10 protein-coding genes, 1 tRNA gene and 1 pseudogene are annotated in these 14,164 nt (G+C 62.0%); 2 read left to right on the top strand and 10 right to left on the bottom strand.

Annotated features, from left to right (window positions below; translation table 11 throughout):
* Positions 1-83: 83 nt before the first annotated feature.
* The 5 genes from L4923_RS22140 to rtcR all read right to left on the bottom strand — a co-directional run bounded on the left by L4923_RS22140 (position 84) and on the right by rtcR (position 4,900).
* Positions 84-707, bottom strand: coding sequence for a methyltransferase family protein (locus L4923_RS22140; RefSeq protein ID WP_239369192.1), 624 nt, complete (start codon positions 705-707; stop codon positions 84-86).
* A gap of 205 nt (positions 708-912) precedes the next feature.
* On the bottom strand, positions 913-2,193 hold the full coding sequence (locus L4923_RS22135) for a HAMP domain-containing sensor histidine kinase (protein ID WP_239369190.1): 1,281 nt from the start codon (positions 2,191-2,193) through the stop codon (positions 913-915).
* Position 2,194: 1 nt separating this feature from the next.
* Positions 2,195-2,881 (bottom strand): response regulator, encoded by a 687-nt coding sequence (locus tag L4923_RS22130; protein ID WP_239369188.1) that lies wholly within the window; start codon positions 2,879-2,881, stop codon positions 2,195-2,197.
* A gap of 203 nt (positions 2,882-3,084) precedes the next feature.
* Positions 3,085-3,161 (bottom strand) — tRNA-Arg (locus L4923_RS22125).
* A gap of 128 nt (positions 3,162-3,289) precedes the next feature.
* Complete coding sequence (rtcR, locus tag L4923_RS22120; protein ID WP_239369186.1) at positions 3,290-4,900, bottom strand: RNA repair transcriptional activator RtcR; 1,611 nt, start codon at positions 4,898-4,900, stop codon at positions 3,290-3,292.
* A gap of 208 nt (positions 4,901-5,108) precedes the next feature.
* Here rtcR and L4923_RS22115 point away from each other — a divergent pair, with 208 nt between their 5' ends.
* On the top strand, positions 5,109-6,668 hold the full coding sequence (locus L4923_RS22115; protein ID WP_239369184.1) for a vWA domain-containing protein: 1,560 nt from the start codon (positions 5,109-5,111) through the stop codon (positions 6,666-6,668).
* Between the two features lie 1,212 nt (positions 6,669-7,880).
* Complete coding sequence (locus L4923_RS22110) at positions 7,881-9,269, top strand: RtcB family protein (RefSeq protein WP_239369182.1); 1,389 nt, start codon at positions 7,881-7,883, stop codon at positions 9,267-9,269.
* Positions 9,270-9,274: 5 nt separating this feature from the next.
* On the opposite strand, the gene L4923_RS22105 is transcribed toward L4923_RS22110, so the two are convergent.
* From L4923_RS22105 to L4923_RS22090, 5 genes and pseudogenes are all read right to left on the bottom strand, one after another.
* On the bottom strand, positions 9,275-9,529 hold the full coding sequence (locus L4923_RS22105; RefSeq protein ID WP_239369180.1) for a hypothetical protein: 255 nt from the start codon (positions 9,527-9,529) through the stop codon (positions 9,275-9,277).
* 59 nt (positions 9,530-9,588) lie between these two features.
* Positions 9,589-9,777 (bottom strand): annotated as a pseudogene (locus L4923_RS31230) (helix-turn-helix domain-containing protein); the annotation flags it as partial.
* 95 nt (positions 9,778-9,872) lie between these two features.
* Positions 9,873-12,110: a nitric oxide reductase activation protein NorD gene (locus tag L4923_RS22100; RefSeq protein WP_239369178.1), complete on the bottom strand. Its 2,238-nt coding sequence runs from the start codon at positions 12,108-12,110 to the stop codon at positions 9,873-9,875.
* 5 nt (positions 12,111-12,115) lie between these two features.
* Positions 12,116-12,949 carry a CbbQ/NirQ/NorQ/GpvN family protein gene (locus L4923_RS22095; protein WP_239369176.1) on the bottom strand — a complete coding sequence of 278 codons (834 nt, stop codon included), beginning with the start codon at positions 12,947-12,949 and terminating at the stop codon, positions 12,116-12,118.
* 171 nt (positions 12,950-13,120) lie between these two features.
* The gene (locus L4923_RS22090; protein ID WP_239369174.1) at positions 13,121-14,158 is read right to left on the bottom strand and encodes an aliphatic amidase; all 1,038 of its coding nucleotides are present in this window, start codon (positions 14,156-14,158) and stop codon (positions 13,121-13,123) included.
* Positions 14,159-14,164: the final 6 nt, after the last annotated feature.

The raw sequence follows: 14,164 nt of genomic DNA, 5'->3' as shown, positions 1-14,164 counted from the left end.
GCCGATTGCCGCAAAGCGCCAAGCGTGGCGCCGCCGCCCAACGGCAGCGGAGCGATTGGCCGGCAGGACAGGCAACTCGGCTGTCAAAAAAGCCGCAACATAGGCCTGATGAGCCCCGCAAACTGCAGCGCCTGGATGAAGTCGGACGCAGGGATCGCGAGAAGAAAGCAAGAACTGTCGATGGCAGTGCGCTTCAGCGCAACCGGATTGAACGTCGCGGACATTTGGTGTGTGCCGGCGCCTGGCCTGAAACGTGGAAAGAAGGCCGGCACCTGCCGGCAATATTTCCAGTAGGCTTCGCCGAAGAGCCCGTCCAAAGAAATCGCTTCGCGGGCGGAGACATAAGCGAATACCAGATATCCGAACAAGAAATAGACAACCGCTATCGTGAGCGAGCCGAACGCAAGTCCGATGCCGGCCAGTCCCAGCGAAGAAAAGAAATACAGCGGATTGCGGGTGTAGCGATAAGGGCCGTTGGCAATGAGCTCCCGATTCTTGCGCCCGCCTATGTATAACGATGCCCAGCACCGCCCGGCGACACATAGGATGATGAGGGCCGATCCCACAAACTCTATGACGTGGCGGGGAAGGGTCTGCGGCGACCACGCGCTCTGAGAGAACAGGATGGGCGTCAGAAGCAGCGGGACGGCCAGCCAGAGGAACCGCACCCTCTTGCCCTGCTGAAACGCCATCATAGTCACCGACATTGGTTCACTTTCGCACTGGAAACCGGGCTCCCGGTCCAGCCGTAGCGACGCCAGCGTTAATGGCGGTAAAGACAGTGCAAAGTTCGGTAAAACTTACGATCAGGCCTAGAGCGTTCCCGTTTTGACGGAACGCGGAAACGCTCTAAGTTTCTGTTTTCGTTGCATTTTTGTAACGCCAAATGATTCCACCTGGCTCTAAAATGCTCTATGCGTTCGCAGGCGGGCGCGTCGCCGGCTGCCGGGGGATCTCCAATGTGACAGTCAATCCGCCGGTGTGCGGCAGCGACGCACAGACCCGCCCGCCATGGCGCTCGATGGCCTGTCTGGCGATCGCAAGGCCAAGGCCGTAGCCGCCGCTCGGAGCCGCGTCGCTCCCGCGGGAGAATGGCTGGAAAATCCGCTCAACTTCGTCTCGCCTGACGCCCGGCCCCTGATCCGCAACGCATACTTTGAGAAGGTCACCCTTCGTCTCGCATTGCACGGTGATGTGCGAATGTTCGGCGGTGTATTTGACGGCGTTGCGGATGATGTTTTCCAGCGCGCGATAGATCAGCTCACCCTCGACCTCGGCAAGGAAGCTGTCGTCGACAATGGGAGTGATCGAAACATTGCGCGCCTGGGCTTCGAAGGCTGCATCGGCCAGGATTTCGTTGAGGAGATCGATGACGTCCAGCGTCTGTGTCTTCAGCGGAAGGCGGGAACCGGCTGTCAGCCTGGCGAGCGTGAGCACTTCGCCGACCAGCGTATCGAGCCGCTCGACCTCCCGGTCCATGCGATCCAGCATGGCATCGAGCTTCGCCGGATTTTGCCGCAGCACGCCGCCGACGGCCTGCAGACGGGACAATGGAGAGCGCAATTCATGGGACACGTCGTGGAAAAGTCTCTGCTGCGTATCCTGGAGGTCCTGCAACCGCGCGGCGCTGGAATCGAAATCGTGAGCGAGCGCGGAGACCTCGTCCTTCCGACCCGCCATCTTATGCCCGATGCGGACGTCGAAACGACCTTGGGCGAGAGCGCTCAAACCATCGCGCAGGTGCACAACCGGGCGAATGAGATAGAGGGCGAGTGCAGCGGCCGATATCGCACTCGAAATCAGGATACCCACTGCCGGCAGGAAACGACCGAACGTGGCGGGAATGACCGTGTATGGCTGCGGCGCGGAAATCCGGTAGCAAATCCCGTCCTTCAGAACGATTCTGGTCTCCGCCTCGCTCGTGTCGATACATGCGCCGGGCTCCGTTGTCCTGGAGATCGTGAGGCCGACCGGTACCGTATCCTCGCTTGTGCGGGCAAAGCGCCGAGCCGCATCCTCACCGTCCTTGGCAAGCAGTTTTTCCGTCAGGTCGAGGACGACTTCCCGCTTCTGACGTTCCAGTTTCGAAGCGGAAGGGAGCGTCTGATAGAAATTGAGCGTCAGGATTATGATCGCTACGGCGACGAGCGTTAGCCAGGTTATCAGGAAGAACTTCGTAAACAGCCGGGGCATGTCAGTCCAAAAGAAGCTGGTAGCCTTGGCCGCGGACAGACTTTATCCGTGACTGTCCTTCTTCCCTGAGGCCGAGCTTCTGACGCACGCTGCTGATGTGGACATCGATGCGCCGATCGAACGGGGCCAGTGGCTTCCCGAAAGCCCGTTTCGAAATGTCCTGCTTCGATACCAGCTGGCCGGCATTGCGGGCGAGGACTTCGAGCAGGCTGAACTCGGTGCCGGTAAGGTCCAGCGGCTGTCCGTCCCATTCGGCTGTCCTGTTGCCTGGATGAACCGCGAGCCGGCCGGCGCGTATTGTCTCGGCAGGGGAACCGGCCGCAGGCTGGTTGGCACGACGAAGAATCGCGCGCACCCTGGCCGCGAGTTCTCCTGGCGAGCAGGGTTTCGTCACATAATCGTCCGCACCGAGGTTCAGGCCTGATATCCGGTCGATGTCATCACCCCTCGCCGTCAGCATCAGCACGGGAATCTGGCTGAGTTTCCTGATCCGTTGCAGGACCTCGATGCCGTTCATGCGAGGCATCATGATATCGAGCACGATCAGATCGACCGAGTTGCGCGCAGCAGCAGCAATCGCAGCACCGCCATCCGTGCCCGTCGCGACGTCATACCCTTCTTCGGTTAGGTATTCCTGCAGCAGCGTCGTCAGCTCGACATCGTCGTCGATGAGGAGGACCTTGCTCATTGCACTCCGTCCGTCATTCATGCCGGCCACCCATAAGGCACAAGTGCGCGCGTGCGACTGGATTTTACCCAACTTAACACAACTTGCCGGCACTTGACGTTCATCCGGCTGGGGATGGAGGGGCGATCGGTCGCGCTCCACCGCCGCCAGGGTCTGCAGCTTCATGGATCGCGATTGGGTTCTTTCGACGGCGAGACATTGGTTGGCGCACCCGACAGGATTCGAACCTGTGACCCCTGCCTTCGGAGGGCAGTACTCTATCCAGCTGAGCTACGGGTGCTTCCGGGATCGCAAGATCCAGAAAACGAACCAGCCCGCCGGGGCCGGTCAACGGCTTCATAGACGAAGCCGGCACCCGCTTCAATGCAGAAATGGAACTTGAATGCTGTGCCCGGCAGGGTGGCGTGTTCAAACCGGGGCTGAGGTCAGCTCCTCGAATGTCAGCCCGAACCGTATGAGATATTTGCGTAAGCGGTCCGCATCGTTGCCGCTCTTCTTCTGAAGGCGGGAAACGGCAAAAAGCTTCCGTCCTGCAGCGCTTATCGAGCCGCTTTCGCGGCAGACATCGATCACATTGGCCAGTTGCGTGCGATCGAACGGGTCGATTGCTTCAACGCGGTCTGCGCCGAGTATCGCCAGCAGCGACTTGCCCGGCGCCGCATCGGTTTCGGCGGGCGCCCATATCTGCCTGAGGCGGCCGATCTCGTCGCGCACGGTCTCTTCATTGATGCGCCCTTCCGGCGCGAGCGTCGCCATGCGGGTTACCGATGCGGACAGGTCGCGGAAGTTCGCACGCCAGGCTGCATCCGGCGCCATGGCGAAAGCCAGATAGAGGTTGCGAGCCTCCTTGTTGAAGGACACGCTCTGCCCCTCAAGCTCAGAAAACCGCTTCAATTCGAAGTCGAGGTTCGGCTCGATATCCTCGCGACGGTCTTTTAGGGCAGGAAGCCTGAACGTCCACAGATTGAGCCGCGCAAACAAATCTTCCCGAAAGCGACCTTCGTTGACTGCGATTGCGAGGTCTCTGTTGGTCCCCGCAAGCAGCTGGAAATCCGAGGCGACGTCCTGGTCGGCACCGACCGGGAGAAAGCGTTTCTCCTCGATAGCCCGCAAGCACATCGCCTGCTCGTCGGCGCCAAGTTCTCCGATCTCGTCAAGGAAGAGGACACCCTTGTCGGCTGCCTTCATCAAACCGGCGCGGGCGGCCTGCGCACCGGTGAAGGCGCCCTTCACATGGCCAAACAAGGTGGACATCGCCTGGTCACCGCGCAGCGTTGCGCAATTGACCTCAATGAAAGCGCCGCTGACCTGGTGCTGGGCTTTCTTGAGCTCGTAGATGCGCTTGGCAAGCTGCGACTTGCCGGCTCCCGTAGGGCCAGTCAGCAAAACCGGCGCTCGCGAACGGATCGCCACCTTCTCGATTTGGTCGATCATGGAATTGAAGGATGGGTTGCGCGTAGCGATGCCCGATTTCAGGAAAGACGTCGCCTCCTCACGTTCTGCCGCGAACCGTGTGGCTATGGCATCGTAACGTGACAGGTCGAGATCGATGATCGAATAGCTGCCCGCGACATTGCCGCTCTCGCCGCGGTCTTTGGGCGGCGAGAGCTGCAGAAGTCGCGCCGGAATGAAATGGGCTTCGGTGAGCAAGAACCAGCAGATCTGGGCGACATGCGTGCCCGTGGTGATGTTGACGAGATAGTCCTCGCGGTCCGGATCGAACGCATAGCCGCGGGCAAATGCGTGCAGGCTGGTGTAGACCTCGCTGAAGTCCCAGGGATCCTTAAAGTCGATCACATGCGAGCGCACCTCGGTTGCAGGCGATATCTCGTTAATATCGGCCGTCACCTGTGCGGCCAGCCCCGCTGCCGATCCAGAACCATGGATCAGTTCGAGCCGGTCGATGAAGAGTTCGGGTTGCTGGCATAGAGCCACCGTCGGTCGCCACCGCTGCCAGCGTCCCCCTCGTCCCATATCCAGCGTGGTTCCAAGAAAACCGATAACGACCCGACGACGCATCTCTTATCCAAAAATCTAACCTGTTATCTGACAATATCAGGAACCGAGAACCAACTCAATCACGCCAGCTTAGCATTAAACCCGATGCAATTTTTTTATGTCAGCAAAATCAGCAGGTTATAAAAAATCTTCTCTCCGGTCGGCTCATAGCACGCAGGTTGGCACGCAACTTGGAATGTAGATGGCGTGAACAGAAGGAACGAGAACAATGGCAAACAAATCCGTGTTTGCGACGATCCAGGGAAAGCTGCTCCCGCGCGCTGACGCCATGAACCAGGCAGGTGCCCAGGCCTATGCTCTGACACCGCACCAGGCTCTGGCGCAGTTGGCATCGACAGGAACGATGAACGCGACCTTCTATGCAGAGCCGCGGGAGCAGCTGGATGAAGTGCTGAAGCTGGCCTGGCAGGTCGAGCCGGAATTCCTGGCGAAGACTGCCGTGCATGCCTACGAAACCGGCTACATGAAGGACATGCCGGCGCTGCTGCTGGCCGTGCTCTCCATGATGCAGGGCGACGCCTTCGAACGTGCCTTCGTGCGGATCGTGAAAAACGGGCGCATGCTGCGCAATTTCGTGCAGGTCATGCGCTCGGGAACGGTCGGACGCAAGTCGCTTGGAACGCGGCCGAGGCGGCTCGTGCTCAACTGGCTCGAGCGTGCCTCGGACCTCGAGATCATGCGGGCAGCCGTCGGGAACGACCCGTCGCTGGCGGATGTCGTGAAGATGATGCATCCGAAGCCGGTTTCGGCCTCGCGTGCGGCGCTTTACGGCTACCTCATCGGCAAGCCGCACGACGTGCTGGCGCTGCCGGATCTGGTGAAGGCCTTCGAGGCCTTCAAGCGCGATCCGTCGTTGCCGGTGCCCGAAGTGCCGTTCCAGATGCTGACCTCGATGCCGCTGACGAAGGCGCATTGGGTGCAGATCGCGGAGACGGCCGGATGGCAGATGCTGCGGCAGAACCTCAACACCTTTGCGCGCAACGGCGTGTTCGAGGTGGAAGGTTTCGCCGAGAAGCTGGCGGCGCGGCTGCGTGACCCAGCGGAAGTGAAGCGCGCCCGCGTCTTCCCTTACCAGCTGATGGTTGCGTTCAACAGTGTCGATGCCGGGGTACCGAATGTCGTGCGCGATGCATTGCAGGATGCGATGGAAGTCGCGCTCGGCAACGTGCCCGAGGTGAACGGCCATGTTGTGGTGGCGCCGGACGTGTCGGGCTCGATGAGCTCACCCGTTACAGGCCACCGCAAGGGGTCGACCTCGGTCGTGCGCTGCATCGACGTGGCTGCCCTGGTGGCGGCGGCCCTGCTACGGCGCAACCCGACGGCTAAGGTGCTACCGTTCGAGAACGATGTGGTGGACGTCCGACTCAACGCGCGCGACTCGGTGATGACCAATGCGCAGAAGCTTGCCGCGGTCGGCGGAGGTGGAACCAATTGTTCGGCTCCGCTTGCCCGCCTCGTCAAGGAGCGCGCCAAGGTCGACCTCATGGTGTTCGTGTCGGACAACCAGTCCTGGGTGGATGGAACCTCCTATCCGCATCAGGGAACGGCGACGATGCAGGAATGGCGCAAGCTCAAGGCGTTGAATCCTGGGGCGAAGCTGGTCTGCATCGACATCCAGCCCTACACCACGGTGCAGGCCAAGCCGGGAGCCGACATCCTGAATGTCGGCGGTTTCTCCGACCGGGTCTTCGAGGTGGTCGGGACGATGCTCTCTTCGAAGGGCGATCCGGACCATTGGGTCCGCCGCATCGAGGCGACCGAACTTTAGAGCAATTCCAGGAAGAGTGTGTAGCGGTTTTCCGTACGGAATTGCGTCAAGAGTTAGAGTGTATTCGCGTTTCCATGAAAAATGGAAACGCTCCAACGACGATCCCGGCGGATGACCCGCCGGGATCACCAGCGGTGATATTGAACAGGCATGACGAATGCCGATGGAACTACAGGCTGTTACCTCCAGGTCGCGGGTTCGAATCCCGCCGGATCCACCAGATACGGGTCCGTAGCTCAGCGGTTAGAGCAGGTGCCGATCCGAACGGACCGGCGACGTTTCATCATTCTTGTCGTCATGACCCTCGACTCTGAAAGGTACACAGAAAGAAGACAACGACGTGGCGGATGCCGGTGAAACTACAGCTTCAGGTGCTCCTTACGCAGGTTCAAATCCTGTCATGCTCATGCAGAGCGTGTGGCCGAGTGATCAGGCGGGAAAAATGTTTCATCACCCCTTGCCGCCACGACCAAGATTTGCCGCGGCGAATGCCGGACGGAACTACAGCACCGATCGGGGCAATCCGCGAGGTTCGACTCCTCGCCTGGCAGGCGCTCTCTGGCACGAGCGGGATCCCGGAGTTTCGTCCACCCTTGTCGCTGCGACAACGAATAGCCGGCGAATGCTGGCAGGACTACAGGTAGCGCGCCCGTCGCAAGACGGGAGGTCGGATGTTCAAATCATCCCTTCGCCTTCGGGCGGAGTGGCGCAGCAGAAACGGTCTTGCCGATCTCGTCGCCGGTGCGGCGAATGCCTGCGGGACTACAGGGATAGAGCGCCTGCCTTGAGAAAGGCGGGAGGTCGGGTGTTCAATCCACCCCTTTCGGGTTCTTCCGGAAAAGTAGCTCAGTACCGTCTCGCAAATCTTGTCGCCGTGTTCGCGGGGAAGACGAATGAATGCAGGACTAGATTGGGACTGGCGGTTCGAATCCGCCCGGCGGATTCCGCCGAATTGTCTTCCGGCCGAATGGCGGATGCAGGCCAGACTACAGGTAGACGCAACCTGCGCAGGCAGGTGTCGAAAGACGTGAAGGTTCGTGTCCTTCCTTCGCAACGTCTGCGAAGTGGCGGAACAAGTCTTGCCGATCCTGGCCGCTATTCGGCCATCACGATCTAGAGCATTTTGTAGCCAAGTAGAATCACTTGGCGTTACAAAAATGATGCTAAAACAAAAGCTTAGAGCGTTTCCGCTCTCTTGAAGGGAATGTGGTTATGGTTGAGGTATTGAGTGGACAGGATCTGATAGACGCCGGGCTGGCGCAGGGCAAGTGGTTCGGCAAGGCGCTGGCCGCCGCCAATGCCGTGCTCGAAGGCGGCGGCTCGATGGATCAGGCGATGCAGGTGGCGCAGGGTTTCGCGCCGCCGCCGGTGATTGCCCCGCATCCTGCCGGTTCGGTGCCTTTCCACGTGAACATCGAAGCGGAAACGCCCGAGGAAGCCGCCAATGTCGAGGCGGTGAGCCGGAGCATGACGGAGCTGATGCGCACGCCTGTCATCAAGGCCGGCGCGATCATGCCCGATGCGTGTCCCGCCGGCCCATCCGGCACGATCCCAGTCGGCGGCGTGGCGATCTCGGAAGCCATCCACCCAGGCATGCATTCGGCCGACATCTGCTGCTCGATGGCGATCTCGACCTTTCCAGGTGTTGCGCCAGCCGCGCTGCTCGATGCCGTCCATGCCGTGACGCATTTTGGCCCGGGTGGCCGGCCGCGCGGCCAGCAGATGCGGCCTCCGAAGGATGTCGCGGAGCGCATCGACGGCAACCTGTTGCTGCGCGACGTGATGAGCGCCGCCATCGAGCATTTCGGCACGCAGGGAGACGGTAACCATTTCGCCTTCGTCGGCACGATCAAGTCGACGGGAGAAACGGCGCTGGTGACCCATCACGGATCGCGGGCGCCGGGCGCCAGGCTCTACAGCAAGGGCATGAAGATCGCCGAGAGCTACCGCAAGCAGCTCTCGCCCGAAACGCTGCCACAGAACGCCTGGATCCCAGCCGATACAAGCGAGGGTGAGGACTATTGGGATGCCTTGCAGACAATCCGCGCCTGGACGAAGGCGAACCACGAACTGATCCACGAAATGGCCGCGGAACGCCTGTCGGCCAAGGTCGCGGATCGGTTCTGGAACGAGCACAACTTCGTCTTCAGGCGCTCCGACGGACTGTTCTACCACGGCAAGGGTGCGACGCCGGCCTTCGACAACTGGGCCGATGACGCGACGGACCTGACACTGATCCCGCTCAACATGGCGGAGCCGGTGTTGATCGCGCGCGGAAAGAACGCCCCGAACGGTCTGGGCTTCTCGCCACACGGTGCCGGGCGCAACTTTTCGCGCACGCAGCACCGCAAGCAGAAGGCGGGACGAACGAATGAAGAGATCTTCGCTGAAGAGACAAAGGGCATCGACACCCGTTTCTTCTGCGGCGTGACCGACATTTCCGAACTGCCCAGCGCGTACAAGAACGCTGCGGCGGTGCGTCGGCAGATCGAACATTACGGTCTCGCCGAGATCGTCGACGAGGTGCTGCCTTATGGCTGCATCATGGCCGGTGACTGGGAAGTCGGCGCGCCCTGGCGCAAGAAGAAGCAGCGCTCGTAGGGCGCTCACCGGTTGCGGGGATGCATGGTCCCGGCAACCGGAAAATCCGTCAGCCCCGTCTGGGCGGCAGCGACGGCTCGCGTGCGTCTGGCCAACCGTGCGGGACGTGCCGCCTTTCGTTCGTCAATTCCCTTTTTTCCCAGCTGCACATCATGAATGCCGGCCACCAGTGAACGGATCGAGTCCTGCAGGTTTGACGGCAGCGCCGAGAATTCCCGCCACATCTTCCGATCCGCCGGGTCGAGCCCGGCGATTTCCATGTTGCGGCTGGCACCATTGCCGCCCGGGCTTCGGGCATGCTCGGAGAAAAATAGTCGATCGGCACGCTGAGATATTCGGCACAACGCTGCAGCATCGCCGGCGAGATACGGTTGCGGCCCCGTTCGTATTTCTGCAACTGCTGGTAGGAAACGCCGATATGAGTGGCCAACTCCATCTGGGTGACATTGCGCAGCTGGCGCAGGCCCAGCAACCGCGCCGCTATGGCGGCCGTTTCCGTATGGTGCATCGCTCTCGTTCCCCCTCTGCTTCGATTGCTCGGGGCTTAAGCGACGGCCCCTTTACTGGCGCCTTGAGCCCCAAATCCTGCATGCTGCATTTCCGTCATCGGCTCAGCGTCAGATAGAGCTTCGGCAAAAGATCGGTCAGCCGCTCGACCGCCGCGATGGTGATGGCGTTGCGCTGGCCGAAGATGCGGCCGAGATAGGAATCGGCGTTGGAGTCCAGCCCGACACAAAACGTGTCGATGCCGAAAAGGTTGAGGTGATGCACCGCCTTGCGGGCATCCTCGACCAGATATTGGCGATCCTCGATGTCGATGTCGGAGGGTTCCCCGTCGGTGACAACCAGCAGCAGGCGGCGGTAACTGCGTTCGCAGGCAAGGTCGGCTCCGGCATGGCGCATGGCCGCGCCGATGCGGGTAGAGAGCCCGCTTTCGAGGCCGTCGAGCCGGGCGTCGACGAGATCATCATAAGTCTGGTTGAAATCCTTGATGCGGACATAACGCACGTCGTCACGCTTGTCGGAGCAGAAGGCAGCGATGGCGAAGGGATCGCCCAGTCCCGCCATGGCCCTTGCCAGCAGGGCGGCCGACTGACGCTCGACATCCAGCACCGTCCGCGTCGAGCCACGCACCTTTTCTGCCGTCGACTGCGAGATGTCGAGCAGCAGGAGTACCGATAGGTCGCGGCTGCGCCGCTCATAACGTCCGTGAAGGCGATGGTCGGGGGCCTCGCCGATGCGGCGGGCAACCATCGCCTCGATGCAGGCGTCCATGTCGAGGAACTCGCCTTCCGGCTGGCGACGCAGGCGCTCGGCGCGGCTGACGCGAGCGGAGCGGATAAGTGCCTTCACCCGCGCGACGAGATCGGCATGCTCTTCGACAAGCCGCGCGGCCGGACCGCTGGCGACGGCTTTCGGCGCGTATTCCTTGACCGATGTCCATTCCGGCTGCTCGCGCGCAGCGACATAGTCGTATTCTGGATATCGGGCGACGAGCACACCGTCCTGCGCCTGCTCGATCAGCTCGACGCACCCGCCGGCGTCACCCATTTCGGTTTCAGTACGGTCGGGCGGACGGCTGTCGTCCAGCTCCTCGCGGATGCGCGCCGAAGACAGCACCTGCTCGGCCTCGGACGATTGCTGCTGGTCGTCGTCGCCGAAATCCCAAAGGCCGAGATTGTCATCGCGGTAGGGCGGCTGCACGACATAGTTCTTCGGGTCGAACTGCACGCGCATCTGGCCGAGATCGTTGCCGAGCAGGTCGCCGATGCGGCGGCTGATCTGCTGGCTGGCCCAGTCTGCTTCGGCTTCGAAGAAGGCGCGACGGCCCTTCTGCACCCAGGGATCGGGATCGTCGTAGCCCGGATCGGCGAGCGCCCGGGCCAGCCGCGCGAACAGGCCGGGTGCGGTGGCGGTGCCGGAGGGTTCGGCCGCATGGAAAGGCGTGAACAGGCGCGCAAGGCCGGGCAATTCGCGCATAGCCAGGTGCTCCACCCTGGCGTCCTCGATCAGCGACACCAGCGCGATCTGGGCCGGCTTCAAACCACCAACCGGAAAGCGTTCGTGGGAGAATTTGAGGTGGGCGCCGATATGGGCAACGGCGGCGCGGTAGAGTTTTTCGCTGTCGCTGCCGGAGAAGCCCGGATAGGCGGCGGGCAACCTGACGACGCTGCCGTCGAAACCCGGTCGTCGCCTGGCCTGTTCCGGCGCGTTGGCCGGCGTCTCGCGCATCGGCGGCGTCTCGCCCCACAGGGCGGTCAGATAGGGTTTCAGTCGCGCTTCGAGGTCGAGGAAGCCGACCTCGCCGCTTTCGCGCAGCAGCCAGCGCCGCGCATTGGGGTCTTCCAGCGTGAAGAAGCGCAGGCGCCGCTCCGGCTCGCCATTGTTCGAACGCAGGCCAATCCTGATCCAGGACGCCAGCGCGTGCACGTCCAGGCGTGCGGTGAGGCTGGCGGTCTGGTCGAGCAGGGCGCCTGCCGATTCCGGCGCCTGATCGCCAACCTGCTCGATCAGCCGCAGCCACTCCTGCAGCGAGGCGGCATCGTTATAGCGTTTTGCCGCGACGATCGCGGCGACCGGTGCCACCGCTGCTGCGCGGCGGCCAGCCCTGATCGCAAGGCCGGACACGATCGTCGCCAGGACGATTGCCGCCTGTGGCGAAGCCAGGCGCGCGAGTTCGGGCGAGTGCCTCAGATAGCTGTCGGTGACGACATTGCCATAACCGGCACCCGCAAGACGACGGCAGACGTCGTCCCAGGATTCGTAGAGATCCCCCGGGAAAGCAGACCGGATGGTTTCGCCCGGATGCATCGCCCTGACCGTCTTGTGCTCAGCGGTCATCGCCGTCAGAGACAGGCGGCGATCGCGGCGGTGAGGGCGTCGCGCATGTCGGTATCGTCGGTGATCGGCAGCACCAGTGCCACCTCGCAGGCCTGGTCGAGCGCGATGCCGCCGGCGACGAGCTGACCGGCATTGATCAGCATGCGCGTCGAGGCGCCCTCTTCCAGCCCATGCCCTTTCAGATTGCGCGAGCGCTGCGCGATGCGCACCAGCGTTTCGGCAACGGGCCGCTCGACGCCGGCTTCCGAGGCCACGATCTCGGCTTCGATCGCGGCATCCGGATAGGTGAAGGCGATGGCCGCGAAACGCTGCTTGGTCGATTCCTTCAAGTCCTTGAGTACGCTCTGGTAGCCGGGATTGTAGGAGATGACGAGCTGGAAATCGGGATGCGCCTTCAAGACCTCGTTCTTCTTTTCCAGCGGCAGGATGCGGCGGTCGTCGGTCAGCGAGTGGATGACGACAGTGGTGTCTTGCCTGGCCTCGACGATCTCGTCGAGGTAGCAGATAGCGCCGGAGCGCACGGCTAAAGTCAGCGGGCCGTCATGCCAGACGGTGCCGTCCGCATCGAGCAGGTAGCGACCGACCAGGTCGGAGGCGGTCATGTCCTCATGGCAGGACACGGTGACCAGCGGACGCTTGAGCCGCCAGGCCATGTGTTCGACGAAGCGGGTCTTCCCGCAGCCGGTCGGCCCCTTGAGCATTACCGGCATGCGCGCGCCATAGGCGGCCTGGAACAGTGCGACCTCGTGCCCGACGGAGCGGTAATAGGGTTCCCGGTCGATCCTGAAATCGTCGAGCGCAGGATCGTGAGCCGATTTGGCGCCGCTGGTGCTGTGCATTTCCAACCTCGATGCAATTGCCTGTCAGTTCCGCCCGCCCGCTTGCTTTCCCGAGCCCTGGCAGAGCGAGCCCACGGCAAAGCCACCGCGAGCGAAGAAGCGTGAATCGGAAACCTGGGCCAAACGTGTCGCGGCCCCTCGCCTGCCGCGACACTTTGGTGGCCGCGCCGTTCAGCGGTGCGCCGCCACCTTGTTCGGGATGCCTTCGATCGGGCTTTCCGGCGTGCCGACCGTCTGACGGGTCATCGCCTCGACCTTCTCGCGCGTGCCTTCCGGATCGGTGATCCACTGATGGTAGAAGTTGTACGGGCACACGGCGTGGCCGCGAGTGTCGTCACCGGAGTTGATCAGGCCGGTGTAACCGCGGTGCAGCAGCTTGAAGAGGTGGTTCTGCGACTGCATGTTGCGGCGCGCGTCGCGCAGCAGCGAGGTCGACAGCTGGGCATACTGGATGCCGTTCTCCTCGGTGCCGCATTCGCCGAGCGTGCGGCCGTCGAAGCCGATGATCGCCGAATGACCGAAATAGGAATAAACGCCGTCGAAGCCGGACGCATTGGCGACCGCGACATAGACATTGTTGGCCCAGGCCATGGATTTCGAGATCAGCACCTGCTGTTCTTTAGCCGGGTACATATAGCCCTGGCAGCGGATGATCAGCTCGGCGCCGCGCATGGCGCAGTCGCGCCAGATCTCGGGATAGTTGCCATCGTCGCAGATGATCAGCGAGATCTTCAGGCCCTTGGGACCGTCGGAGACATAGGTGCAGTCGCCAGGATACCAGCCTTCGATCGGTACCCAGGGCATGATCTTGCGATACTTCTGCACGATCTCGCCCTTGTCGTTCATCAGGATCAGCGTGTTGTAGGGCGCCTTGTTGGGGTGCTCCTCATGGCGCTCTCCGGTCAGCGAGAACACGCCCCAGACACGCGCCTTCTTGCATGCTTCGGCGAAGATCTTGGTCTCCTCGCCTGGAATGGCGGAGGCGGTCTCGTACATTTCCTTCTGGTCGTACATGATGCCGTGCGTGGAATATTCCGGGAAAATCACCAGATCCATGCCGGGCAGGCCACGCTTCATGCCTTCCACCATCTCGGCGATCTTGCGGGCATTGGCGAGCACTTCTTCGCGTGTATGCAGCCGCGGCATCTTGTAGTTGACGACGGCAACACCGACGGTGTCGTTGCTGCTCGAAATATCGCCATGGTACATTTTTCA

The sequence above is a fragment of the Terribium retamae genome, assembly GCF_022347545.1.
GTDB classification, from domain to species: Bacteria; Pseudomonadota; Alphaproteobacteria; order Rhizobiales; family Rhizobiaceae; genus Mesorhizobium; species Mesorhizobium retamae.
Note: the sequence above shows the minus strand (reverse complement) of the source record. Positions and strands in the feature narration are given on the sequence as shown.